Genomic DNA, 24733 nt, shown 5'->3' on the forward strand with positions numbered 1-24733 from the left:
CGCGATGTGATCTGGCGGCAATGGAAACGTCCGCGAACCCGGTGTCGTAAGCTCCTGGCGCTGGGCCTAGATCCACAGCGCGCCTGGAAATCATCGGTAAACGGGCGAGGCCCTTGGTGGAATGCGGGTGCGCTGCACCTGCGCCACGCCTTGCCCAACCGCTGGTTCGCTCAGCGTGGGTTAATCTCGGTGCTGGATACGGTAAGAGGGCTTAGCCGTTCTTCGTGAACCGCCGTGGTACGGAACCGTATGCCCGGTGGTGTGGGAGGGCTCCGGGGGTGACCCCGGACCCTACCCGATTATGCCGCGCTTCCAGCTTACGACGGCTCCTCTCGCTCGGCATGGGCGGCGAGCCGCTCCAGCGCCTGGCGCAGCCGCGGGTCCTCGATGTCGGCCGCGCAGCTGGAGAGCTCGTCGCCGGCGCGGGCGGGCAGCCGCCGCACCTGGCGCAGTGGCGCCCGGGCGGGGCGAACCGGCCGTACCTTGAGGGTGAAGCCCTGCACCGCCTCGAAGCCCGGTAGCTCGTGCAGGCGCTCCAGCAGGCGCGGCTGCTCGTAGCGCAGCCGGGTCAGCCAGGCGGCGCCGTCGGCGATCAGGGTGAGGCGGCCGTCGCGATACCCGCCCACGTGAAGATGGCTGGCCAGCTCCTCGGGCAGGCCGGCGCGCAGGTGTGCCTGGGCGCGTTCGATCAGCTGCGCGGTGCGCATCAGCGAGCCGAGCTCGCCGCGTCCCTCCAGCAGCCGGGACATGGGCTGGGCGCGAAAGCGCTTAACCTTTATACTCATGGGCTTGTCTCTCTACCCGCACGGGCGGGTCGGACGATGAACGCGTCGGGACGCAAGCGCCCGCCAGACTAGCACGCCGGAGAGCCCCTCGACAGCATGGCCGAGACCGTCACCCCTTCGCCCGCTACCGCCGCGCGACCCGCCTCGCCGCGGCGGCAGGCGCGCTGGTGGCTGGCCGGCCTGCTGGTGGGTTGCCTGCTCCCCGCCGGGCTGCCCCAGGCGGAGCTGGTGCGTCAGGTCGAGCGCCTGGCGCCGATCTGCATCCTCGCCCCGGCGCTGATCCGCGCCTCCTCGCGGCTGCAGGCGCGCCGCCGCGCCCGGCGCCGCTGGCCGCGGCTCGCCTCGCCGGCGCATCCGAGGCCGCTGCCGCGTCCACGAGCGCCGGTGCCGCGGGCCACCGCCGCCCATGACGTCCTTACCCGCCGTGGTCCGCCAGCGGTGTGGGCATTCTCGATCTGAACCTCGCCGACCGCCAGGAGCGGCCGGCACGATGCCACACGCGGATAACGGACACCTCATGATCAACACCCTGTTACGCAAGGTCGTCGGCTCCAAGAACGACCGTGAAGTCAAGCGCATGGGCCGCCAGGTCGAGCGCATCAATGCCCTGGAAGGGGAGCTCGAGGGCCTCGACGACGCAGCCCTCGCGGCCCGTACCCCGGCCTTCCGTGAGCGCCTCGAGGCCGGCGAGAGCCTCGATGCCTTGCTGCCCGAGGCCTTCGCCACGGTGCGCGAGGCGAGCAAACGCGTGATGGGCATGCGCCACTTCGATGTGCAGCTGATCGGCGGTATCACCCTGCACACCGGCCGCATCGCCGAGATGAAGACCGGCGAGGGCAAGACCCTGGTGGCGACCCTGGCGGTCTACCTCAACGCCCTGCCGGGCGAAGGCGTCCACGTGGTCACGGTCAACGACTACCTGGCGCGCCGCGACGCCCAGTGGATGCGTCCCCTCTATGAGGCCCTGGGCCTCAGCGTCGGCGTGATCTACGCCGGCCAGACTCCCGAGGAGAAGCGCACCGCCTACGGCTGCGACATCACCTACGGCACCAACAACGAGTTCGGCTTCGACTACCTGCGCGACAACATGGCCTTCTCGCTGGAGGACAAGGTCCAGCGCCGGCTCGCCTACGCCATCGTCGACGAGGTGGACTCCATCCTGATCGACGAGGCGCGCACCCCGCTGATCATCTCCGGGGCGGTGGACGAGAACACCGAGCTCTACAAGGTGGTGGACCGCCTGGCGGTGCATCTTGTTCGGGGCGAGGTGTCGGAAGACGCCGACGCGCCGGTAGACGGTGACTTCACCCTGGACGAGAAGCACAAGCAGGTGGAGATCACCGAGAGCGGCCACCACAAGGTGGAGGGCCTGATGCGCGAGCAGGGACTGCTGGGCGAGGAGGACTCTCTCTACGCCGCCCAGAACCTCAACCTGCTGCAGCACATGCACTCCGCGCTGCGCGCCCGCCACCTCTACCACAAGGACGTCGACTACATCGTCAGCGACGGCCAGGTGGTGATCGTCGACGAGCACACCGGGCGCACCATGCCCGGACGGCGCTGGTCCGAGGGCCTGCACCAGGCGGTGGAGGCCAAGGAGGGGGTCACGGTTCAGCGCGAGAGCCAGACGCTCGCCTCCACCACCTTCCAGAACTACTTCCGCCTCTACGACAAGCTCGCGGGCATGACCGGCACCGCCGACACCGAGGCCTTCGAGTTCCGCCAGATCTACGGCCTCGACGTGGTGGTGATCCCCACCAACAAGCCGCTGATCCGCCGCGACCTCAACGACCTGGTCTACCTAACCGCCGAGGAGAAGTTCGAGGCGATCATCGAGGACGTCAAGGCCGAGACCGCGGCAGGCCGTCCGGTGCTGGTGGGTACCGCCTCCATCGAGACCTCCGAGTATCTGGCCAACCTGATGAAGCGTGCCGGGATGAGCTTCAACGTGCTCAACGCCAAGCAGCACCAGAGCGAGGCGGAGATCATCGCCCAGGCGGGGCGCCCCGGGGCCATCACCATCGCCACCAACATGGCCGGTCGCGGCACCGACATCGTGCTGGGCGGCAACTGGGAGGCCGAGGCCGCCAAGCTGGAGAACCCCTCCGAGGCCCAGATCGAGCGTCTCAAGGCCGAGTGGCGCGAGCGCCACGAGGCGGTGCTGGCCGCCGGCGGGCTGCACGTGGTCGGCTCCGAGCGCCACGAGTCGCGGCGCATCGACAACCAGCTGCGCGGCCGTGCCGGCCGCCAGGGCGATCCGGGTTCGACCCGCTTCTTCCTGTCGCTGGAGGACAACCTGATGCGCCTGTTCGGCTCCGACCGGGTCCAGCGCATGATGAAGGCGCTGGGCTTGGAGCACGGTGAGGCGATCGAGCACAAGATGGTCTCCAACGCCGTGGAGCGCGCCCAGAAGAAGGTCGAGAGCCGCAACTTCGATATCCGCAAGCAGCTGCTCGAGTACGACGACGTGGCCAACGACCAGCGTCGTGTGATCTACGAGCAGCGCAACGAGATCCTGGCCGCCGAGGAGGTCAGCGAGGCCGTCGCCGGCATCCGCGAGGAGGTACTTGAGCTCGCCATCAGCGACTATGTGCCGCCCCAGAGCCTGCCCGAGCAGTGGGACCTGGCCGGTCTCGAGGATCACCTGCGCGCCGAGTTCAACCTCGATGCGCCCGTGGTGCAGTGGGTCGAGGAGGACGAGCGCTTCCACGAGGAGCAGCTGCGCGAGCGCCTGCAGACCCTGCACCGCGAGGCCTACGAGGCCAAGGTGGAGCAGGCCGGCGCCGAACTGATGCGCCGTTTCGAGAAGCAGGTGATGCTGCAGGTGCTGGATACCCGCTGGAAGGAGCACCTGCAGTCCATGGACCACCTGCGCCGGGGCATCCACCTGCGGGGCTACGCCCAGAAGAACCCCAAACAGGAGTACAAGCGCGAGGCCTTCGAGCTGTTCCAGGGCCTGCTGACCAACATCAAGGCCGACGTGACGCGCATCCTCAGCCATGTGCAGGTGCGCAAGCCCGAGGAGGTCGAGGCGCTGGAGCGCCAGCGTCGCGAGGCCCTGGAGCGCGAGAAGGCCAGCGCGGCCAGCCGCCACGACGCGCCCGAGGCCGCCTCCCGCGAGGAGGCAGGCGAACAGGCGACGCCGCCGGGCGCCGACGGCCGTCCGCTGCGTCGCGAGGGGCCCAAGGTGGGGCGCAACGATCCCTGCCCCTGCGGCTCCGGCAAGAAGTACAAGCAGTGCTGCGGCAAGCTGAGTTGAACCGGGCCTTCGGCCAACCCCAGAGGAGACGAGACGATGGCAGTGGGTGACGCAACCTTTCCCGAGATGCCGGCCATTGCCGGCGTACGGCTGGGTACCGCCATGGCGGGCATCAAGAAGCCGGGCCGCCGCGACCTGGTGGTGATCGAGGCGCCCGCGGGCGCCCGCATGGCCGGGACCTTCACCCGCAACGCCTTCTGCGCCGCGCCGGTGACGGTGGCCCGCGAGCACCTCGCCAGCGGCGAGGCGCCGCGCTATCTGGTGATCAACACCGGCAACGCCAACGCCGGCACCGGCGAGACGGGGCTGCGTGACGCCCGCGCCACCTGTGAGGAACTGGCCCGGCTGGCTGGCGTGCCCGCCGAGGCCGTGCTGCCCTTCTCCACCGGGGTGATCGGCGAGCCGCTGCCCATGGAGCGGCTGCTGGCCGGGCTGCCGGCCGCCCTGCGGGGCCTGGGCGAGGGCGCCACGGCCTGGCGCCAGGCCGGGGAGGGGATCCTGACCACCGACACCCGCGCCAAGGGGGCCAGCGTCACCCTGGAGATCGCCGGCGAGACGGTGACCGTCAACGGCATCGCCAAGGGCTCGGGGATGATCCAGCCCAACATGGCCACCATGCTGGCCTTCGTGGCCACCGATGCCACCCTCGAGCAGGGGCTGCTCGACGCGCTGCTGCGCGAGACCGTCGAGCGCTCCTTCAACTGCATCACCGTGGACGGCGATACCTCCACCAACGATGCCTGCATGCTGATCAGCACCGGGCGTGGCCCGACGGTGGAGGGGGATGAGGCGATCACCGTCTTCCGCAACGGCCTGGTGCGGGTGATGACGGAGCTGGCCCAGGCAATCATCCGCGACGGCGAGGGCGCCACCAAGTTCGTCACCCTGCAGGTCGAGGGGGCCACCACGCGCCGCGAGGCGCTGGATGTGGCCTTCACCGTGGCCAACTCGCCGTTGGTCAAGACGGCGCTCTACGCCTCGGACGCCAACTGGGGGCGCATCCTCGCCGCGGTGGGGCGCGCGCCGGTGGAGGCGTTCGATGTCGACCGGGTGACCATCGACCTGGGCGAGGTGCGCCTGGTGGAGCAGGGCGGCCGCGCCCCGGGCTACACCGAGGCGGCGGGCAGCGCGGTGATGGCCCGGGAGGAGATCCTGATCCGCATCGACCTCGGCCGCGGCGAGGCGAGTGCCACGGTGTGGACCAACGACCTCTCCCACGACTACGTCAGCATCAACGCCGACTACCGCAGCTGAGCCAGGACGAGCACGGCGAACCAGACGCAACCGGACACAGACCTCCGTGCCTGCGGGCGCGAACACGTTGGAAAGGGTAATGAACGCAATGGTGAAGAGAAGGGTGCATGTGGCGGCCGCCGCCATCATCAGCGCCGACGGCCGCGAGGTACTCATCGCGCGCCGGCCCAGCAACGTCGATCATGGCGGCCTCTGGGAGTTCCCCGGCGGCAAGCTGGCGCCCTACGAGACGGGCCTGGGCGGCCTTCGACGCGAGCTGCACGAGGAGCTCGGCGTGGAGATCCAGCGCGCCCAGCCGCTGATCCGCATCCACCACGAGTACCCCGACAAGCACATCCTGCTCGATGTCTGGCAGGTGCACGACTTCTCCGGCGAGCCCTTCGGGCGCGAGGGGCAGGCGGTGCGCTGGGTGCCCATGGACGAGCTGGTCAACTACCCCTTCCCGGCGGCCAACCTGCCGATCCTGCGCGCGGTGATGCTGCCCACCGAGTACCTGATCACCGGCGAAGAGGAGGACGAGGCGCGCTTCGCCACGCGCCTCGAGCGCGCCCTGGTGGAGGATGGCGTGCGCCTGGTCCAGCTGCGTGCCAAGGCCCTCGACGAGGCCGCCTATCGCGAGCGCGCCCAGGCGGCACTGTCGCTCTGTCGGGAGCACGGCGCCCGCCTGCTGCTCAACGGCGAGCCCGAGCTTCTCGAGGCCATCGATGCCGACGGCATCCAACTGACCAGTGAGCGCCTGATGCAGCTGGAGCGGCGCCCCATCGCCGAGGGCAAGTGGCTCTCCGCCTCCACCCACGACCGCCGCCAGCTCGACCACGCCGGCCGGCTGGGGTGTGACTTCGTCACCCTGTCGCCGCTTCGCACCACGCCGTCGCATCCCGACGTGGCGCCGGTGGGCTGGCACGACTTCCAGCAGCTGGTGGAACGGGCCGCCATGCCGGTCTTCGCGCTGGGCGGCATGACCCGCCATGACGCCAACCACGCCCGCGCCGTGGGGGCGCAGGGGGTCGCCTCGATCCGCGACTTCTGGAAGTGAGGCCGCGCCGGGCGTCGCCCGGGCCCTGAACGACGCGCCCCGCCAAATGGCGGGGCGCGTCGTTGTCGCTAGGCCCTGCGGCGCTCAGCGCGGCGGGTTGCCAAGTGCGGTGGCCGCCCGGCGCCCTTCCTGCCAGGCGAAGTAGAGGAACAGCGCCCCCATCACCAGGTAGCCCAGGGTGTAGTCCCAGGCGGCGTTGAGGGCGAGCTCGGGGGCGTGCATCAGCCCCACGAAGGCGAAGCCGGCCGCCACCGCGGCGAAGGCCGCGGCACGCCGGAACTGGTGGTCGATCACCGCCACGGTCATGGCGCCGATGAAGATCGCCGTGAACATGGCCCCCTGGCCCAGGGGCACCACCCCCGCGGAGATCCCGCTTACCGTCTCCTCGGCGGCGCGGTTGAAGCGTGTCATCACGTAGTTGGCGAAGTAGGGCAGCATGGCCAGCGCCACCGCCGGGTAGTAGCGGGTGTCGTTGCTCTGGAAGGCGGTGGCGATCATCGACATGCCCACGAACACCAGGATCGGCGCCACCACCGAGACCGGGATGACGGCGGCCAGCGCGGCGATCAGCCCGAACATGGTGGCCGCCGCGTAGACGGCACCGTTGAGGAGGCTGTAGCCGCGCCCGGCGCCCATCCACTTGGCACCCACGGTGGCGATGTAGACCGTGGTCGGGAAGACCCCGCCGAACAGCGCGCCGAGCATGGTGCCCACGCCGTCCACCGCCTGGCACTCGCGCACGTCGTATTTGTCGCCGGCGGCCTCCATGGCCTCGACGTTGTTCATGGTCTCGATGGCATTGTAGAGGGTGATCGGCAGCACCACGGTGAGCACAGCCAGCATGCCGGTGAACAGCAGCCCCAGCCCCTCGAGCCAGGCCAGATTGGGCAGCAGCGGGTAGAAGCCCAGGTGGGTGAAGGCGTCGCTGAAGCGCTCGCCGCCGGCGTCGCCGATCAGATAGGCCATGGCGGTGCCCACCACGATGGCGAACAGCGAGGTGGGCAGGCGGAAGGGCATGGCCACCCGGGCCACCAGGCCGACGATGATGATCGCCAGCACCAGCAGGCCGATCACCGGCATCTCCAGGGTCTTGAACAGCATCTCGCCGGCGATGAAGGTGAGCGCCACCCCGGCCACGGCGCCGAGCATCGCCGCCCGCGGCAGATGGTACTGCACCCAGCGGCCGATCAGGCTGATCACCGCCTCGATGGCGCCGCTGATGAAGCAGGCGGCCACCGCCACCTTCCAGGCCAGCTCGGCGTCGCCGGTGAGCTGCTTGGCCGGCAGCAGCACGCCGAACAGGAAGACGAACATCACCGGGGTCGAGATGCCGTAGGAGAGGGCGGTGACGTCGGCGCGGTTCTCCTTGCGGGCCAGGCGCGCCGCGCTCCAGGCGTAGTAGAAGTTGCCCACCATCACCGCCACGGCGGCGCCGGGCAGCACCTGGCCGAAGACGATCGACGCCGGGAACTCCATGCCGAGCATGGTGATGGCGATGATCACGAAGTTGGCGATGTTGTTCTGGAACAGCGCGAAGAAGGCGTCGGTGTCCTCCTTCTTGTACCAGGGGTAGTGCACCTGGGGGTGCCGGGAGGGAGCCGCCATGGGTGTGCCTCTTGGTTGTCGGATTATTGGAACAAGGCCGACTGGCAGTCTGGTCGATACCTGACTGATCGGTCAACTGGTCCTGTTCCACGGGCGCCACGCGGCGCCCCGGGCCCCGGCGGCGATGGATCGATGTCTCTGGAGGGCGGGCATTCTACCCGAAACGGCGACGCCCGGGCAGGGCCCGGGCGTCGTGGCTGGCTGGCAGGGCGGCGATCAGTTGACCGCGGCGACGGCCTTGGCCAGGTAGGGCAGGTTCTCGTGGGAGAAGCCCGCCACGTTGGCGCGGCCGGAGCGCACCATGTAGATGCCGAACTCGTCGCGCAGGCGGTCGACCTGCTCGGGCGTCAGGCCGGTGTAGCTGAACATGCCGCGCTGCTCGGCGATATGCGCATACTTCTGGTCCAGGCCGTAGGGCTTGAGGGCCTCGACGAAGTCGCGGCGCAGGGTGTTGATGCGGTCGCGCATCTCGGTGAGCTCCTCGCGCCAGAGGGCGGCGAGCTCCGCGGAGTGCAGGATCTCGCTGACGATGGCGCCGCCGTGGGCCGGCGGGTTGGAGTAGTTCTCGCGGGCCACGATGGCGATCTGGGAGCGCACGTTCTCCATCTGCTCGGCGTCCTTGGCCACCATGATCAGGCAGCCGGTGCGTTCGCAGTAGATGCCGAAGTTCTTGGAGCAGGAGCTGGTGATGATCACCTCGTCGAGGTTCTCGGCCAGCAGGCGTACCCCGTAGGCGTCCTCGTCCAGGCCTTCGCCGAAGCCCTGGTAGGCGAAGTCCACCAGCGGCAGCAGGTTGCGCTCACGGAGCACCTCGAGCACCGTCTGCCACTGCTCGCGGGAGAGGTCGAAGCCGGTGGGGTTGTGACAGCAGGCGTGCAGCACCACCACGTCGCCCTCGGGGATCTGTTTGAGGGCGGCGAGCATGCCGTCGAAGTCGAGGCGGTTCTCGGCATCCACGTAGGGGTACTTGTGCAGCGCGATGCCCGCGGCGGTGAAGATGCCGTGGTGGTTGGGCCAGGTGGGGTCGGAGACCCAGATGCCCTTGCCGGGCAGCTGCTTGGCGATGAAGTCCGCCGCCAGGCGCAGGGCGCCGGTGCCGCCGGGGGACTGGGTAGCGCTGGCGCGGCCGGCCTCGAGCACCGGCGAGCCCTCGCCGAGCACCATGGGCAGGATCACCGCGCCGTACTCCGGCGCCCCGTGGGAGCCGATGTAGGTCTTGGTGGTCTCGTTCTTGAGCAGCAGGGCCTCGGCCTCCTTGACGGCGCGCATCACCGGGGTGTTGCCCTGGGCGTCCTTGTAGACGCCGACGCCGAGATCGACCTTCTGCGGGTTGGTGTCCTGCTTGAAGGCCTCGATCAGACCGAGGATGGCGTCCCCGGGAACCCGCTCAATGTGTTCGAACATTTATTTCGCTACCTCGTCGGTTCTGGCGGCAAGAATGAAGTCATTCCTGTGCAGGCCCTTGATCTTGTGGGACCACCAGGTCACGGTCACCTTGCCGTACTCGGTCAGGATCGCGGGGTGGTGGTCGGCCTCTTCGGCGAGTTCGCCGACGCGATGGGTGAAGTCCAGGGCCTGCACGAAATCCTTGAACGTGAAGGTTCGTTCAAGCTTCATGATGCCATCGCGCTCGACGATCTGCCACTCGGGCACCTCGGCGCCGAGCGACTGCTTCTCTTCCTCGGTGACCGTCGGGGCGCCGACGCGGCAGGCCTCGCAGGCTTGTTGAGAGAGCTGGCTCATGCGGGTCTCCTCGGTCGGGGGGTTCACCCCGAAAGGTCGTGCAGTGACGGCGAGGCGTCAAGCGCTGGAGGCCGGCGGCGCGAGCTGCCATGCTCGACAGGATAGCCGGGTGGCACCGGGCAACGCCGGCAGGCGCAGGCAGGCTGAACCAGGAGAGCGGCATGTCGGACCACAGGCGCCAGCGGCTCCCCCTCTGGCTGAAGCTCGCCTTCACGGCGTGGATCGCCGGCTGGGCGCCCACCTTCTGGGTGCTGCTGGGCCCCCAGAACTACTTCTGGCTGTGCAACCTGGCCAACTTCCTGCTCCTGGTGGGGCTGTGGCGGGAGAGCCGCCTGCTGCTCTCCATGCAGTGGCTGGCGGTGGCCCTGGTCGGCTCGCTCTGGGCGCTGGACGTGGGCACCGCGGCGCTGACCGGCTGGCACCCCATCGGCGGCACCGAGTACATGTTCGACGGCGACGAGCCGCTGCTCACCCGGCTGCTCTCCCTCTACCACCTGATCCTGCCTGCGGTGGCAGGGCTCTGCGTATGGCGACTGGGCTACGAGCCGCGTGCCCTGGCCTGGCAGACGGGGCTCACCTGGCTGGTGATCCCGGCCAGCTTCCTGCTCACCGAGGCCCAGCGCAACATCAACTGGACCCGGGGCCCCTTCGGCAGCGAGCCCCAGGAGCTGGTGGACCCGCTGCTCTACCTGGTCGCCCTGATGGGCCTCTGGCCGCTGCTGCTCTACCTTCCGGTTCACCTGCTGACGCGCGCCCTGCAGCGCCGGGGGCTACTGGGCTGAATCGCTCGCGCCATGCGCGGCCAGCCACTCGCGCACCTCGGCGTAGGGGGTGCCCTCGAGGGCGCCGAAGCCCGGCAGCCGGCGTGCCTTGAGGCGGGTGAACAGCGGCGTGGTGATGCCGCACAGGAAACGGGCCAGTAGGTCCGGCGTAGCGGGATGTCCCTCGCCCTGCTCGGCCAGACGTGCCCGTAGGTCGCCGAGCAGCGCCTCGGGCCGCCGGGCCGCCAGGGAGGGCGGCTCGGGCCCCGGCGGCAGCCGGGCGGGCTGGCCGCGGCAGGCCGAGCAGTGGCCGCACCGCTCGGGGGCGCGGTCGTCGCCGAACCATTCGGCCAGGCGGCGGCTCAGGCAGCCCTCGCTCTCGAAGAGCGCGAGCATGGCGTGCAGCCTCTCGATCTCGGCGGCCTCCTTGTCGCGGAAGTAGCCGTGGAGCTCCCCGGTCAGCGCCTCCGGGTCGAGGTCGGCGCGCCTCACCTCGTAGACCTCAGTGAGCTGGCGGCTCTGCAGCTCCATCCAGCCCTTGTCGACGAAGTAGTCCAGGGCGGTGATCACCCGGCCGCGGCGGGTATCGAGACCCCGCTCCCGGCCCAGCGCCTCCAGGGCCGCGAAGTCCAGCTCGTGCCAGGTGCGCGCCTTGCGCGCGGCATCCAGGATCGCCTGGACGAAGGCCTGGCGTTCGCCCTGGAAGCGTGCCACCAGTGCCTCGGGTGCCTCGTTGAGCTTGAAGCGGTAGTCGGCGAAGTAGGCGTGGTGCGGGCGCAGGATGCCGCGCAGCTCCAGCTGTACCAGCAGGGTCTTGAGCGGCAGCGGGCGGATGTTGGCGTGCTGGGCGAGGGCGTTCAGGCTCAGCTCCCAGCGCGTCCCGGCGGCGAGCAGCTCGTCGACCACCCGGCGGATGCCGTGGTGCTCCGGGGTGTCGCCGTAGACGAAGGTCTCCAGCACACCGAGAGTGTCGCGCCCGGCCAGCATCAGGCACTCGGAGCGGGCCCCGTCGCGGCCCGCGCGGCCGATCTCCTGGCTGTAGTTCTCGATGGACTTGGGCAGGTCGAAGTGCACCACGGCGCGGATGTCGGCCTTGTCGATGCCCATGCCGAAGGCGATGGTGGCGACGATGCAGTCGCACCTGCCGTCCATGAAGTCATGCTGGATCGCCTCGCGCTTGTCGGCCTCGAGCCCCGCGTGATAGGCGGTGGCGGGGATGCCGGCCTTGCCCAGGTAGGCGGCCAGGCGCTCGGCGGTCTGCTGCAGTGTGACGTAGACGATGGTGGGGAAGGGGGCCGCGCCGCGTCGCGCCTTTAGCCAGGCGGCCAGGGCGCGGGGACGGGCCTCGGCGGCCACCGGGGCGACCGTCAGGTCGAGGTTTTCCCGGTAGAAGCCGGTGGCGGTGACATCGGCGGCCGCGATGGTGAAGCGTTCGCGCATGTCGTCGATCACCCGTGGGGTGGCGGTGGCGGTGAGCAGTAGCGCCTGGGGGATGCCGAACTCGCGCTGGTAGTCGGGGAGCTTCAGGTAGTCAGGACGGAAGTTATGGCCCCACTCGGAGATGCAGTGGGCCTCGTCCACCACCATCAGCGAGATCGGCACCCGGCGGATGAAGGCGCGGAAGCGTTCGTTCTTGAGGCGCTCCACCGAGATCATCAGGATGCGGATCTCGCCGCGCTCGACCCCGGCCATCACCGCGGCCGCCTCCTCGCGACTCTGCCCGGAGTCGATGCTGGCCGCGGGGATGCCGTGTCGCTCGAGGAAGGCGAGCTGGTCCTGCATCAGCGCCAGCAGTGGCGAGATCACCAGGGTGAGGTGGGGCAGGTGCAGGGCGGGGAGCTGGTAGCAGAGCGACTTCCCGGAGCCGGTGGGGAAGATCGCCGCGGCCGAGCGGCCCGCCACCACCGCCTCGATCACCGGGCGCTGGCCGGGGCGGAAGTCGGCGTAGCCGAAGACGCGCAGCAGGGTCTCGTCGATCATAGCGGGGTGCTTGATATGGATGGATGTCCAGTATAGGCGCCCTGGTCGCGACTGTCTTCCTCGCGCCGCCTCACCTTGGGTTCAGGCGTCCGCCAGGGCGCGGTTGCGGCCGTCGTCCTTGGCGGCGTAGAGCCGGTGGTCGGCACGTGCGATCAGCTGGCGTGCCCCTTCGCCGATGCGATGCTCGGCGATGCCGATGCTTACCGTGATGGGGCGCTCCACGCCGAAGTCGTGCCCGGCGATCGCGCCGCACAGCCGCTGTGCCAGGGTCAGGGCGCGACGCTTGGGTGTCAGCGGAAGCAGCAGGGCGAACTCCTCGCCGCCCATGCGTGCCACCAGGTCCTCCTCGCGCAGCATCGCCTGGCAGAGCCGCGCCACCTCGCGCAGCACCTCGTCTCCCTGCAGGTGGCCGTGGGTGTCGTTGATGCCCTTGAAGTGGTCGATGTCGAGGATCATCAGCGACAGCGGGGTGGCGTGGCGGTTGCTCAGGGAGACCGCCTCCTCCAGGCGCGCCATCAGGCGCCGGCGGTTGGCGACGCCGGTGAGGTCGTCGGTGTCGGAGAGGCGGCGCAGGCGCGCTTCCTCCGCCACCTGCTCGGAGATATCCATCAGCATGCCGTGCCACAGCACGCCGTCGTCGGCGGGGGTGGGCTGTGCGCGCAGGGCGATCCAGCGCACGCCGCGCCCCTTGAGGGGCAGCCGGAAGCGGGTGCTCACCGGGGTCTTCCAGCGCATGGAACGCTCCAGCGCCGCCATCAGGCGCGGGTAGTCCTCCTCGACCAGGCGGTCCAGGGCGGGGCGGGCATCCTCGGCGAGTCGCTCGGGGGCGATACCGATCAGACGAACACCGCCACCGGCCAGGAAGGGGAAATGTAGCCGCCCGTCATGGCTGCGGTGCAGCTGGAAGACGACCCCGGGGAGTCGGTCGATGGCCGTGGCGTCAGCATCCCTCCCGCCCGGCATGACAGTCGTCGACGTCATGCGGGTTCCTTCTTGTCAGTTCCTGCTGCGTACAGGTGATGTTCTGGTTATGGTGGGCGCGGCTCTGCGGCCGGCCATCCTCCTAGTCTACCCCGATTCCGGCCCGCCGTTCGTTGACGGATCTCCGTCAGAGGATGTAGGTGATCGCCGACAATTCATCGTTTCCTGATCCATGTCAGGGGATGGGCATCATCAGCGCGGCGCATCATAGCGCTGGGCGCGGTCGCGGGAGAAGGCCACCTGCCACAGCTGCAGGTGGCGGGCGCGGAAGGCGCCGGCGCAGACGGCAAGGTAGTAGCGGAACATGCGCCGGGTACGCTCGCTGTAGCGGTGGGCGATCTCCGGCCAGTAGGCATCGACGTTGGCCAGCCAGGTCATCAGGGTGCGGTGGTGGTCCGGGTCGACCCAGGTCGTGTCCAGCGCCAGTCTTCCATCAGCAGGCGCAGCACGCTTCACCGCGGCGCATCATAGCGCTGGGCGCGGTCGCGGGAGAAGGCCACCTGCCAAAGCTGCAGGTGGCGGGCGCGGAAGGCGCCGGCGCAAACGGCTAGGTAGTAGCGGAACATGCGCCGGGTACGCTCGCTGTAGCGGTGGGCGATCTCCGGCCAGTGGGCATCGACGTTGGCCAGCCAGGCCATCAGGGTCTTATCGTAATCCGGTCCGAAGTTCTGCCAGTCTTCCATCAGCAGATGCGGCTCGCTGGCCTCGGCGATCTGCATCGCCGACGGCAGCACCCCGTTGGGGAAGATGTACTTGTTGATCCAGGGGTCGGCGGTGATCTCGGAGTGGTTGGAGCCAATGGTGTGCAGCAGGAAGAGCCCGTCGGCCGCCAGCAGCCGTTCCACGGTGGCGAAGTAGGCGGGGTAGTTGCGGTGGCCCACATGCTCGAACATGCCGATGGAGACGATGCGGTCGAAGGTGCCCTCGAGGTCGCGGTAGTCCTGGAGCTCGATGCTCACCGGAAGCCCTGCGCAGCGTTCCCGGGCCAGCGTGGCCTGTTCCCGGGAGATGGTGATGCCGACCACCTCCACGCCGTGGTGGCGCGCGGCGTGTTCGGCGAAGCTGCCCCAGCCGCAGCCGATGTCCAGCACGCGCATCCCCGGGCCCAGTTCGAGCTTGCGGCAGGCCAGCTCCAGCTTGGCGCGCTGGGCCTGGTGCAGGGTCCGGGCCTCCTTCCAGTAGCCGCAGGAGTAGCACATGGTGGGGTCGAGCATGCGTTCGAAGAGGTCGTTGCCGAGGTCGTAGTGGGCCTCCCCGACGATGTAGGCCCGTGCCTTGCTCTGCAGGTTGAAGAAGCCGGCCTGCAGGCGATACATCAGCCGCTCCGAGGGAGTGTGGGCGCGTTCGCCGAGGCCGTGGCGCAGCAGGCGGCAGGCCAGCTCGTCGATGCGCTCGCACTCCCACCAGCCGTCCATGTAGGCCTCGCCGAGCCCCAGGGTGCCCTGGTGCAGCACCCTCGAGAAGAAGTCGGGGTGATAGACCCTCAGGTCGTGGGGGGCATCGCCGTTGAGGGCGACGCCGGAGCCGTCGAGCAGCTCCTCCACCACCCGACAGGCGCGGGTGTCGGGCAGGGCGATGGGGCCGATGCGCGTATCACTGGTCATGGCGGGCTCCGTCTCCAATCGCTTGCGTATTGAGCATAGACGAGCCTGCCAGCGAGGGAAAAATCCGGCACAATACGCGGCTTTGCTCGCCGGCGGCGAGGGCACCATGCGACACCACGGGACAGACATGACGACGACGCAACCCCGCACCCAGTGGCTCGGCCGCTGGGGCTTCGTTCTGGCGGCCACCGGCTCGGCGGTGGGCCTGGGCAACATCTGGAAGTTCCCCTACATGACCGGCGAGTACGGCGGCGGGGCCTTCGTGCTGGTCTACCTGGCCTGCATCCTGGCGGTGGGGGTGCCGGTGATGATGGCCGAGATCGCCCTGGGGCGCCGCGGCCGCGGCAGCCCCGTGGATGCGGTACGTCGGGTGGTGGCGGAGTCGGGGCGTAGCGGGGCCTGGTCGCTGCTGGGCTGGATGGCGATGCTGTGCGGCTTCCTGATCCTGTGTTTCTACGTGGTGGTGGCCGGTTGGTCCTTCGCCTACCTGTGGAAGATGCTCAGCGGCGGCCTGGCCGGGGGCAGCGTCGAGGACATGGTGGCTATCTTCGCGGCCAACAATGCCAGCCCCTGGAACCTGGGGCTGTGGAGCACCCTGGTGACGGTGGCCACCATGGTGATCGTCGGCAAGGGGGTCCAGGCGGGCATCGAGAAAAGCGTGGGCTGGATGATGCCCGGCATGGTGGTGATGCTGCTGGTGCTGATCGTCTACGGCCTCTTCTCCGGCGGCTTCGGTGCGGCCTTGCGCTTCCTGTTCGTCTTCGATGCCGGCTCGCTCTCGGGCGAGGGGCTGCTGGCGGCCCTGGGGCACGCCTTCTTCACCCTGTCGCTGGCCTCCGGCGCCATCCTCACCTATGGCAGCTACCTGCCCGCCGGGGCCTCCATCGTGCGCACCTCCCTGACGGTGGCGGTGGCCGACACCCTGGTGGCGCTGATGGCGGGGCTGGCGATCTTCCCGGCGATCTTCGCCAACGGCATGGATCCGGGGGAGGGGCCGGGGCTGATCTTCATGAGCCTGCCGCTGGCCTTCCAGGCCATGCCGCTGGGCACCCTGTTCGGGGTGCTGTTCTTCGCCATGCTCTCCATGGCGGCGCTCACCTCGGCGATCTCCATGGTCGAGGCGACCGTCTCCTGGCTCTGCGACCGCCACGGCCTGAGCCGTCCCGCCGCGGCCTGGGGGGCGGGCAGCGTGTTGTGGGTCATCAGCACCCTGGCGATGCTCTCGTTCAACCTCGGCGCCGACTGGACCCTGGCTGGCCGGCACCTCTTCGACTGGCTCGACTACCTCACCTCGCGCTGGCTGATGCCGCTGGGTGGCCTGGGCATGGCGCTGCTGGCGGGCTTCGTGCTGCGCGGGGCGCCGCTGCGTGAGGAGCTCGGGCTCACCGCCGGGTGGCACGCGCTGTGGCTGTTCATGGTGCGCTACGTCAGCCCACTGGGCATCCTGGTGGTGTTCGTCGACGCCCTGGGCCTGGTGGAGGTGGCCTTCGCCGATCACTGGCCCTGGTTGCTGGGGCTTCTGCTGGTCCTGACTCTGGCCGGCGAGCTGGTGAGCCCGCGGCTGGGCCGCACCCTGCGCCAGCGCACCTGACCCCCTGACCCGCTGCGAGGAGGAGCGACCCCATGATCGATGACGTTGTCTCGCCTGCCAGCCCGGTGCCCGGGCGTGTCAGCCTGGTGGGCGCCGGCCCCGGGGACCCGGAGCTGCTGACCCTAAGGGCGCTCAAGCGCCTGGAGGCGGCGGAGGTGATCCTGCATGACCGGCTGGTAAGCCAGGAGGTGCTGGCGCTGGCCAACCCCGCCGCACGGCGTCTCTATGTCGGCAAGGCGCGCTCCGACCACAGCCTGCCCCAGGCGGAGATCAACCAGGCACTGGTCGACTGGGCGCGCCAGGGCCTGCGGGTGGTGCGCCTCAAGGGCGGCGACCCCTTCATCTTCGGGCGCGGTGGCGAGGAGCTCGAGACCCTGGCGGCGGCTGGCATCGAGGTGGAGGTGGTGCCCGGCATCACCGCCGCCTCCGGCTGCGCTGCCTACGCCGGCATCCCGCTGACCCACCGCGACCACGCCCAGTCGGTGCGCTTCATCACCGGCCACCTGCGCAACGGCAGCACCGACCTCGACTGGCCGGCCCTGGCGAGCCCGGGGCAGACCCTGGTCTTCTACATGGGGCTGCATGGCCTGCCCGAGATCTGTCGCCGGCTGATCGAGCATGGGCTGGCCGGGGAGACCCCGGTGGCGCTGGTCGAGCAGGGCACCACCGCCCGCCAGCGGGTCCATCGCGCGACCCTCGCCACCCTGCCCGAGCGCCTGGCGGGGGTCAGCGTAAAGCCGCCCACCCTGATCATCGTCGGCGGCGTGGTAGCGCTGCATGAGCGCCTCGCCTGGTTCACCCCGACGGATGCCGGCTCACGGGGGTGGGAGACCGCCGAGCGCCGCCCCGGTCACTCCGCCGTAGACGGCGCCGACGGCTGAGCGCGCCGGAACTCGCGTCGCCAGCGGGCCAGCAGCGCCTGGCGCTTGAGGCGGTCGAGCCCGGCGAGCAGGCCGGGCCCGAGCCCCGGAGGGCGCAGGGCGTCCTCAAGGCGCTTGCGCAGCGCGGCGGCGCTCCCCGGTCCCGTGACCCCGGGGTGCAGGGCGCCAAGTGAGGTCTGCTTGGCGATCACACGCTGCCCCGCCTCACTCAGCAGAAAGGCGACGAAGCGGGTGCCGGTCTCCGGGTGGGGCGCCTGGCGGGGCACGAAGGCGACGCGCTGGGTCACCAGGGCGTAGTCGTCGGGCACCACCAGCGCGAGGTCCGGGTGCGCCTCCACCCGTGGCAGCGCGTAGCTGCCCAGCAGGTTGTAGCCGATCAGCAGGCTCCCATCCTCCAGGCCGTCGAGCATCTCCCCGGTGGTGGCGACCAGCTTCGCCTCGGCGGCGCCCAGCGCGGCCACCAGGTCCCAGTAGCGCGGCGACAGTCGCGACTCCTCCATGGCGTAGGTGCGGCCGACCCCGCTCACCACCGGGTCATAGGTGGCCACGCGCCCGGTGAGCGCTTCGCGACGTTCTTCTAACAACGTCAGCAGCTCGGCATGGTTGCGCGGCACCTCGGCGATGTTGGTGAGCTCTTGGTGGACCACCATGACGATGGGCTCGAAGGTGAAGGCCACCAACTCGTCGCGCCAGCGCGCCCAGGCCGGCCAGGCGTCGGTGATATGGCCACCCAGCGGACGGGCGTGGCCGGCGTTGGCCAGGGCGAACTGCCAGGGCATGGCGGAGGAGATCACCACGTCGGCCGCGTCGGGGTGGGCGAGGAAGCGCTCATGCAGGTCAAGGGTGGTGAGGTTGTGATAGGTCACCGCGACCTCGGGATGGCGGCGCTGGAAGGCCGCCAGCAGGGGCCGTGCCTGGGGCAGGTCGAGGGCGGCATGGATGACCAGCGGACGGGGCGTTCCGGCACCCTCGGCGGCGGGCAGGTGCAGGCTCTGCTGGGCGTGGGCCAAGGCCGACAGCACCCAGAGCGCGATCAGGGCGGTCAGACGGGCGAGGCGGCGGGGTGTCATGGGCTGGGCTCCGCAAAGCGCAGCTCGACCCGCAGCCCGCCTCCCTCTGCGCCCGCGTCGAGGGTGAGGCGCGCTCTATGGGTGCGGGCGATACCATCGACGATGGCCAGCCCCAGCCCGGAGCCCTCACCGTCGTCGCGGCCGCGATGGAAGGGCCGTAGCGCCAGCAGGCGACGCTCCGGGGCGATGCCCGGGCCGTCATCCTCCACCACCAGCCGTGGCGGCGAACGGAGCGTCGCCAGGGTGATCCGTCGCGCGCCATAGCGTCGGGCGTTGTCGATCAGGTTGGCCAGCGCCTCCTCGAGCTGCCACTCGGTGCCGTTCACCGCCACCTCACCCTCGGCGCACTCGGCGCCGAGGTCGACGCCCGCCTGGCGGCAGCTCGTCCAGTGGTCGCGCACCGCCCGGCGCACACAGGCGTTGAGGTCCAGGGGCCGATGCGTGGCCTGGTATTCGGGGTTGTCGAGCCGGGTCAGCGAGAGCAGCTGCATGGCCAGCCGCGCGGTGCGTTCGCTGGTGGCCTGGATGGTGGTGAGGGCATCGCGCCACGCCTCGGGGTCGGTGTCGCGCAGGGCCAGCTCGGCCCGGGCGGAGATGCCCGCCAGGGGCGTGCGCAGCTGGTGAGAGGCGTCGCCGATGAAGCGCTCCTGGTTGGCGCGTACCCGGCGCATGCGCACCAGTAGCTCGTTGAGTGCCTCGCGCAGCTCGGCGAGCTCCCGTGGCAGGCTGAGCTCGAGGGGAACAAGGGTGCGCGGGTCCCGAGCGCGGATGGCGTGGCGCAACCGGGTCAACGGCTTGAGCGCCGCCCGTACCGCCAGCAGCAGGCTCGCCACCGCCAGCGCCCCCATGCCCAGGATGCCGGCCAGGTTGCCCCGCAGCAGCGCCTGGCGCAGGGCGTCGCGCCCCTCGCGGGTGTGGGCGACCCGCACCTCGAAGCGCTCCCGGTTGCGCCAGTCCTCCAGCCGCGAGCGGCGTACCCCCTGGCGCAGCGCCAGCCCCTGCCACTCGAGGTCGCGATAGAGCAGGGTGTCGCCGCTCTCGGCATCGGCCCCGGGGTGGGCGGGCAGCTCGGCGTTACCGGTGATGTGGCGCCCCTGCTGGTCCACCAGGCTGTAGAAGACGCGCTCCTCGGCGTCCCCCGCCAGCATCTCCAGGGCGGCGGGGGGCAGGTCGAGCCACAGTCGGCCATCCTGCCACTGCACCTGTTCGGCGATGGCCAGGCTGGCGGCATCCAGCAGGCGGTCATGGGCGCGATCGGCGGTGGCCTTGGCCTGCCACCCCGCCTGCAGCAGCAGCAGGGCCCCCAGGCTCAGCAACGGCAGGGCCAGCCAGGCCAGCAGGCGCCCGTAGAGGCTGTGGGCGACCCTCATCCCTCCGCCTCCAGCAGGTAGCCGAGGCCACGCACCGTCCTGAGCGCCAGCCTGCCCGCGGGCAGGCGCTTGCGTAGCCGGTGCACGGTGACCTCGATGGCGTTGTCGCCCATGGGATCGCCGCCGAAGGCCTCCTCGACGAGACGGGCCTTCTCCACCGGCTCCCCGGCGTGGCGCAGCAGGCAGGCCAGCAGTCGCTGCTCCCGCGGCGGCAGCGGGAAGGGCTCGCCATCCAGGGTGAAGCCGAGGGTTGCGGCATCGAGCTCGAGGGGGCCCAGCACGAGACGGGCGGTACGGGCGTGGCGTCGCAGCAGGGCACGCACCCGGGCCTCCAGCACGTCCAGGGCGAAGGGCTTGCCTAGGTAGTCGTCGGCACCGAGGTCCAGGCCGCGCACACGATCCTCCACGGCGCCACGCGCGGTGAGCACCAGCACCGGCGTCTCGCGGTCGTGGCGGCGCAGCGCCTCCAGCACCGTGAGACCCCCGGCGCCGGGCAGGTTGAGGTCGAGCAGCAGCAGGTCCACGCCGTGGCCGGGGGAGGCCAGTCGCGCCAGCGCGGCGTCGCCGTCGGCCAGGTGTTCCACCTGGTGCCCCTCTGCGCGCAGCAGCGTGAGCAGCGAGTCGGCCAGCAGGGCATCGTCCTCCACCAGCAGCAGCCTCATGGCAGTGCCTCCCGGGCAGCGGGCTGGCTCGTCGCCGTGAGTTCCGCGGCGACCTCGGCGAGGGCATCGGTGGACTCGGCCATCGCCAGGCGCCCCTTGGGTCCGGAGAGCGCCAGCCAGCGTGGGGGCGTCCCCGGCAGGGGGTGGATGACCATGACACCGCCCGCCAGGGTGGGGCAGGGCGAACCATCGCCGGCGACCCGCCAGCGGGTTCCCGGGCGCAGGTCATGGCGTAGGGCGCTGGCGGGCAGTGCCGCCAGCCGGCACTCGACGGCCTCGCCGACCCGCTCCAGCAGTGAGGCGGTCTCCCCGAGGCGGGCCGCCAGGCGCTCGAGGAGCGGCTGGACGCGAGCGGCGAGCAGGCGGGAGGGGTCCTGGCGCCGTGCCAGGCGCGCGGGGGTCTCGCCCAGCTGCCAGCGGCCGTCGGCATCGCGGCGCACATAGTCGAAGCGTGAAAGCGACCCCAGCAGGCGCAGCAGGGTGCTCTTATAGAAGCCGGTGGCCTGGGCCAGCTCGGCGAGGCTCAGGGCCGGCCGGTCGGCGTCGAAGGCCTCCAGTACCGTCAAGGCGCGCTCCACGGCCTCCACGCGATCCTGGGCCATAGGCGATGGACTCCCCCGGGGCAGGTCCCCGTCTCGAACTTTGGTCGCAATTGGGACGCGCGGCGTTGACGGGCCGCGAGTCGCCCTCTAGCTTTCCATCCTGAAGAACGTAGTTCTGCCTTACAGAATTGTAAGGCAGATGACAGCCTCCGGCAAGCGCCCTTTGCTGCCGGCCTTCGAGACAACAAGACGAGGAGACCCTCCATGTCGACCAAGACGCCGCTCACGCTTATCGCCGTCGCCGCCCTCACGGTCGGTGCCGGAAACGCCATGGCCTTCGAGCCCCAGGGCAAGGTGGAGTGCATCGCGCCCTCCGATCCCGGCGGCGGCTGGGACTTCACCTGCCGCAGCGTCGGCAACGTGCTCCAGACGCTGGACCTGGTGCCGGGCAACGTCCAGACCCTCAACATGGCCGGTGCCGGTGGCGGGGTGGCCTATGCCCACGTGGTCAGCAAGCGCGCCGGTGACGAGCAGCTACTGGTGGCCGCCTCCACCGCCACCACCACCCGCCTGGCCCAGGGCCAGTTCCCGGGGATGACCGCCGACATGGTCAACTGGATCGGGGCGCTGGGTGCCGACTACGGAGTGATCGCCGTGGCCGCCGACTCAGAGTACGAGGATCTGCCGGCGCTGATGGAGGCCATCGACGAGGACCCGCGTAGCGTGAAGTTCGCCGGTGGCAGCGCCAAGGGTGGCTGGGATCATCTCAAGGTGCTGATCGCGGCAGACGCGGCCGGCGTCGACGAGCTGCCGCGTATTCCGTATCTCTCCTACAACAACGGCGGCGAGGCCATGACCCAGGTCGTCGGCGGCCACGTCGATGCCTTCACCGGCGATATCTCCGAGGCCCAGGGCTTCATGGATTCCGGTGACCTGCGCGTGCTCGCAGTCCTTGCGGAAGAGCGCCTGCCGGGGGACTTCAATCATATCCCCACCGCCACCGAGCAGGGTATCGAGGCGCTGGGCCCCAACTGGCGCGGCTTCTACATGCCGGCCGAGATCTCCGATGAGGCTCGCCAGTACTGGATCGACGCCATGGATACCGTCTACGAGAGCGAGGAGTGGAAGGAGCTGATGACCAGCAACGGCCTGATGCCCTTCCACATGACCGCGGGCGAATTCGAGACCTTCGTCAAGGAGCAGATCGCCGATATCGAGCAGCTCTCCAAGGACATCGGCCTGATCCAATGAGCACCATGAACGATCGCATCTTCGGTATCCTGCTGATTGCCCTGGCCGTCGCGTACGGCTGGGGCGCCACCCAGCTCCCTGCCCCCTTCGGCGGCAGCGAGGCGGTGGGTCCCGAGACCTTCCCGCTGCTGCTGTCGGTGGTGCTCGTGCTCTCCAGCCTCTACCTCATCGTGCGACCGGACCCGGACAACGCCTGGCCCTGGAGCCGGACCGGCGTTGAGCTGGTGATCGCCGTGGTGGTGCTGGTGTGCTACGCGGCCCTGCTGCAGCCGCTGGGCTTCATCCTCAGCACCACCCTGGCGGTGGGGACCCTGTGCTGGCGCATGGGCAGCGCCCCGCTCAGGGCCTTCGTCACTGGCGCGCTCGCCGGGGTGGCGGTGTTCCTGCTCTTCAACTTCGCCCTTGACCTGGCGCTGCCGATGGGCGTGCTGTCCTTCCTGGAGGTGAGCTGATGGAGACCCTCGGCTATCTGATCGACGGCTTCGGGGTGGCGCTGGCCCCGCACAACCTGATGTTCGCCCTGCTGGGCGCCTTCCTGGGCACCCTGATCGGCGCCCTGCCGGGGCTAGGGCCGGCCAATGGCGTAGCGATCCTGATCCCGCTGGCCTTCACCCTGGGTCTGGCCCCGGAGACTGCGCTGATCATGCTGACCGCGGTCTATGCAGGCGCCATGTATGGCGGGCGCATCTCCTCGATCCTGCTCAATATCCCCGGTGACGAGCCGGCGATGATGACCTGCCTGGACGGCTATCCCATGGCCCGGCAGGGCAAGGCTGCCGAGGCCCTGGCGATCTCCGCCGTGGCCTCCTTCATGGGCAGCCTCATCGCCACCATCGGGCTGATCCTGCTGGCGCCGCTGCTGGCGAAGTTCGCCCTGACCTTCGGGCCGGCGGAGTACTTCGCGCTCTTCCTGCTGGCCTTCGCCACCCTGGGCGGCATCACCGGCAAGAACCCCATGAAGACGGTGGTGGCGGCCTGCATCGGCCTGATGATCGCCACCGTGGGCATCGACAACACCGGGGTGCAGCGCTACACCTTCGGCGTGCTCGAGCTCTACGAGGGGGTGGACTTCATCATCGCCATCGTCGGCCTGTTCGCCATCTCCGAGCTGCTGTTCTTCATCGAGGAGAAGGCCGGGGGCGGCAAGGAGAAGATGAGCGTCAACAAGCTGTCGCTCAAGTGGGCCGACATCAAGGGCATCATGCCGTCGAGCATCCGCGGCGGCGTGCTGGGCTTCATCGCCGGGGTACTGCCCGGTGCCGGCGCCTCGCTCGGCAGCTTCATCGGCTACACCCTGGAGAAGAAGGTGGTGGGCAAGAAGGGCTACTTCGGCGAGGGCGACCCGCGCGGCGTGGCCGGGCCCGAGGCGGGCAACAACGGCGCCTCCAGCGGGGCACTGGTGCCCATGCTGACGCTGGGCGTGCCGGGAAGCGGCACCACCGCGGTGCTGCTGGCGCTGCTGATCTCGCTCAACATCACCCCCGGACCGCTGATGTTCACCCAGAACGCCGACATCGTCTGGGGCGTGATCGCGGCACTGCTGATCGGCAACTTCCTGCTGCTGGTGCTCAACATCCCGCTGGTGGGCATCTTCGTGAAGCTGCTCTCGGTGCCGCCGATGTTCCTGCTGCCGATCGTGACCATGATCGCCTTCGTGGGCATCTATTCGATCAGCAACACCACCTTCGACCTCTACTTCATGGTGGCCTTCGGCGTGGCGGGGTATCTCTTCCGCAAGCTGGAGATCCCGCTGGTGCCGATCATCCTCGGGCTGCTGCTGGGGCCGGAGATGGAGAAGAACCTGCGCCACGCCATGGACATCTCCGACGGCGACTGGACCATCCTGTGGGACAGTGGCCTGGCCATCGGCCTTTGGGTGTTCGCCGGCCTGGGACTGATCCTGCCCTATATCGTCGGCCCGCTGCTGCGTCGGCGCATGAAGGTGGCCACCGGTACCGGGGGCCCCGAGGGCGATTGACCCTCACTCACCACGCAAGGGCCCAACGGGGGCGCCGGTCGATCCGGCGCCCCCTTTTAGCTTGTGCGCCAGGCATGGCGCGCAGCGCCTGACTGGCGCTGTTCCCGAGGGTGGTGCCTCGGGATGACTTGGGGGTGAAAGTCCCCTGCACGCCCGGCAAGGGGAAGTGCTAGCCGACGGCAAGGGTGTCCCCCGCGAGGGGGAATCTGAAGGCAGCCCGAGGCAAAACGCTGGCCTGACGAACAGGAAGCGGATACGAGGCGGCATGGCGGGGTGAGATGGCAAGCATCATCAAAGCCCGATACTTGCACGGATCGCCATGACGTAAATCCGACAGGCATAAGCGGGAAGGTCGCGCGTCTTACCCTGGGAGGTCTGGT

The 24733-nt window shown here is 69.8% G+C and carries 22 protein-coding genes; 10 read left to right on the top strand and 12 right to left on the bottom strand.

What is annotated here, in order from left to right:
- Nucleotides 1-317: 317 nt before the first annotated feature.
- Nucleotides 318-785, bottom strand: a complete 468-nt coding sequence (locus tag BLP95_RS16415; protein ID WP_031217559.1) for a DUF721 domain-containing protein — start codon at nucleotides 783-785, stop codon at nucleotides 318-320.
- Between the two features lie 96 nt (nucleotides 786-881).
- On the opposite strand from BLP95_RS16415, the gene BLP95_RS16420 reads away from it, so the two are divergent.
- From BLP95_RS16420 to BLP95_RS16435, 4 genes are all read left to right on the top strand, one after another.
- A complete protein-coding gene (locus tag BLP95_RS16420; protein WP_023004781.1) occupies nucleotides 882-1244 on the top strand; it encodes a hypothetical protein in 363 nt (120 codons plus the stop codon).
- A 58-nt stretch (nucleotides 1245-1302) separates the two neighbouring features.
- Complete coding sequence (gene secA / locus BLP95_RS16425) at nucleotides 1303-4044, top strand: preprotein translocase subunit SecA (protein WP_089681209.1); 2742 nt, start codon at nucleotides 1303-1305, stop codon at nucleotides 4042-4044.
- Between the two features lie 36 nt (nucleotides 4045-4080).
- Nucleotides 4081-5298, top strand: a complete 1218-nt coding sequence (gene argJ, locus BLP95_RS16430; RefSeq protein ID WP_089681211.1) for a bifunctional glutamate N-acetyltransferase/amino-acid acetyltransferase ArgJ — start codon at nucleotides 4081-4083, stop codon at nucleotides 5296-5298.
- A gap of 79 nt (nucleotides 5299-5377) precedes the next feature.
- On the top strand, nucleotides 5378-6334 hold the full coding sequence (locus BLP95_RS16435; RefSeq protein ID WP_245678791.1) for a Nudix family hydrolase: 957 nt from the start codon (nucleotides 5378-5380) through the stop codon (nucleotides 6332-6334).
- A gap of 84 nt (nucleotides 6335-6418) precedes the next feature.
- Here the strand turns inward: BLP95_RS16435 and BLP95_RS16440 are convergent, their stop codons facing one another.
- From BLP95_RS16440 to BLP95_RS16450, 3 genes are all read right to left on the bottom strand, one after another.
- Entirely contained in the window at nucleotides 6419-7939 is a 1521-nt protein-coding gene (locus tag BLP95_RS16440) for a uracil permease (RefSeq protein ID WP_089681214.1), read from the bottom strand.
- Nucleotides 7940-8155: 216 nt separating this feature from the next.
- On the bottom strand, nucleotides 8156-9343 hold the full coding sequence (locus BLP95_RS16445) for an amino acid aminotransferase (protein WP_089681216.1): 1188 nt from the start codon (nucleotides 9341-9343) through the stop codon (nucleotides 8156-8158).
- Complete coding sequence (locus BLP95_RS16450) at nucleotides 9344-9682, bottom strand: 4a-hydroxytetrahydrobiopterin dehydratase (RefSeq protein WP_023004775.1); 339 nt, start codon at nucleotides 9680-9682, stop codon at nucleotides 9344-9346.
- Between the two features lie 161 nt (nucleotides 9683-9843).
- Here BLP95_RS16450 and BLP95_RS16455 point away from each other — a divergent pair, with 161 nt between their 5' ends.
- Nucleotides 9844-10464, top strand: a complete 621-nt coding sequence (locus BLP95_RS16455; RefSeq protein WP_089681218.1) for a hypothetical protein — start codon at nucleotides 9844-9846, stop codon at nucleotides 10462-10464.
- Here the strand turns inward: BLP95_RS16455 and BLP95_RS16460 are convergent.
- From BLP95_RS16460 to cfa, 4 genes are all read right to left on the bottom strand, one after another.
- A complete protein-coding gene (locus tag BLP95_RS16460; protein ID WP_089681220.1) occupies nucleotides 10453-12423 on the bottom strand; it encodes a RecQ family ATP-dependent DNA helicase in 1971 nt (656 codons plus the stop codon). The two genes, BLP95_RS16455 and BLP95_RS16460, sit on opposite strands and share 12 nt — an antisense overlap.
- Nucleotides 12424-12504: 81 nt before the next feature.
- A complete protein-coding gene (locus BLP95_RS16465) occupies nucleotides 12505-13404 on the bottom strand; it encodes a GGDEF domain-containing protein (RefSeq protein ID WP_245678792.1) in 900 nt (299 codons plus the stop codon).
- A gap of 192 nt (nucleotides 13405-13596) precedes the next feature.
- Complete coding sequence (locus BLP95_RS16470; protein ID WP_245678793.1) at nucleotides 13597-13860, bottom strand: class I SAM-dependent methyltransferase; 264 nt, start codon at nucleotides 13858-13860, stop codon at nucleotides 13597-13599.
- Entirely contained in the window at nucleotides 13857-15008 is a 1152-nt protein-coding gene (cfa, locus tag BLP95_RS16475) for a cyclopropane fatty acyl phospholipid synthase (protein ID WP_089681226.1), read from the bottom strand. The genes BLP95_RS16470 and cfa overlap by 4 nt, the downstream gene beginning before the upstream one ends.
- A gap of 127 nt (nucleotides 15009-15135) precedes the next feature.
- On the opposite strand from cfa, the gene BLP95_RS16480 reads away from it, so the two are divergent.
- Together BLP95_RS16480 and cobA are read left to right on the top strand one after the other, a co-directional pair.
- The gene (locus BLP95_RS16480) at nucleotides 15136-16599 is read left to right on the top strand and encodes a sodium-dependent transporter (protein WP_089681228.1); all 1464 of its coding nucleotides are present in this window, start codon (nucleotides 15136-15138) and stop codon (nucleotides 16597-16599) included.
- A 32-nt stretch (nucleotides 16600-16631) separates the two neighbouring features.
- Nucleotides 16632-17480, top strand: a complete 849-nt coding sequence (gene cobA / locus BLP95_RS16485) for a uroporphyrinogen-III C-methyltransferase (protein WP_089681230.1) — start codon at nucleotides 16632-16634, stop codon at nucleotides 17478-17480.
- Here the strand turns inward: cobA and BLP95_RS16490 are convergent.
- The 4 genes from BLP95_RS16490 to BLP95_RS16505 are packed head-to-tail and all read right to left on the bottom strand — an operon-like array spanning nucleotide 17450 to nucleotide 21184.
- Nucleotides 17450-18550 carry an ABC transporter substrate-binding protein gene (locus tag BLP95_RS16490; RefSeq protein WP_089681232.1) on the bottom strand — a complete coding sequence of 367 codons (1101 nt, stop codon included), beginning with the start codon at nucleotides 18548-18550 and terminating at the stop codon, nucleotides 17450-17452. The two genes, cobA and BLP95_RS16490, sit on opposite strands and share 31 nt — an antisense overlap.
- Nucleotides 18547-19920 (bottom strand): sensor histidine kinase, encoded by a 1374-nt coding sequence (locus BLP95_RS16495; RefSeq protein ID WP_089681234.1) that lies wholly within the window; start codon nucleotides 19918-19920, stop codon nucleotides 18547-18549. Before BLP95_RS16495 ends, BLP95_RS16490 begins: the two co-directional genes overlap by 4 nt.
- Nucleotides 19917-20582, bottom strand: coding sequence for a response regulator transcription factor (locus BLP95_RS16500; RefSeq protein WP_089681236.1), 666 nt, complete (start codon nucleotides 20580-20582; stop codon nucleotides 19917-19919). Before BLP95_RS16500 ends, BLP95_RS16495 begins: the two co-directional genes overlap by 4 nt.
- Nucleotides 20579-21184 (bottom strand): helix-turn-helix domain-containing protein, encoded by a 606-nt coding sequence (locus BLP95_RS16505; protein ID WP_089681238.1) that lies wholly within the window; start codon nucleotides 21182-21184, stop codon nucleotides 20579-20581. The genes BLP95_RS16500 and BLP95_RS16505 overlap by 4 nt, the downstream gene beginning before the upstream one ends.
- A 204-nt stretch (nucleotides 21185-21388) precedes the next feature.
- On the opposite strand from BLP95_RS16505, the gene BLP95_RS16510 reads away from it, so the two are divergent.
- From BLP95_RS16510 to BLP95_RS16520, 3 genes are read left to right on the top strand one after another with little or no spacing between them, the layout of a single operon-like run.
- Nucleotides 21389-22375 carry a Bug family tripartite tricarboxylate transporter substrate binding protein gene (locus BLP95_RS16510; RefSeq protein ID WP_089681239.1) on the top strand — a complete coding sequence of 329 codons (987 nt, stop codon included), beginning with the start codon at nucleotides 21389-21391 and terminating at the stop codon, nucleotides 22373-22375.
- A complete protein-coding gene (locus BLP95_RS16515; protein WP_089681241.1) occupies nucleotides 22372-22827 on the top strand; it encodes a tripartite tricarboxylate transporter TctB family protein in 456 nt (151 codons plus the stop codon). Before BLP95_RS16510 ends, BLP95_RS16515 begins: the two co-directional genes overlap by 4 nt.
- On the top strand, nucleotides 22827-24353 hold the full coding sequence (locus BLP95_RS16520) for a tripartite tricarboxylate transporter permease (RefSeq protein WP_089681243.1): 1527 nt from the start codon (nucleotides 22827-22829) through the stop codon (nucleotides 24351-24353). Before BLP95_RS16515 ends, BLP95_RS16520 begins: the two co-directional genes overlap by 1 nt.
- The last annotated feature ends 380 nt before the right edge of the window (nucleotides 24354-24733 follow it).

The organism is Halomonas shengliensis (assembly GCF_900104135.1).
GTDB lineage: Bacteria > Pseudomonadota > Gammaproteobacteria > Pseudomonadales > Halomonadaceae > Halomonas > Halomonas shengliensis.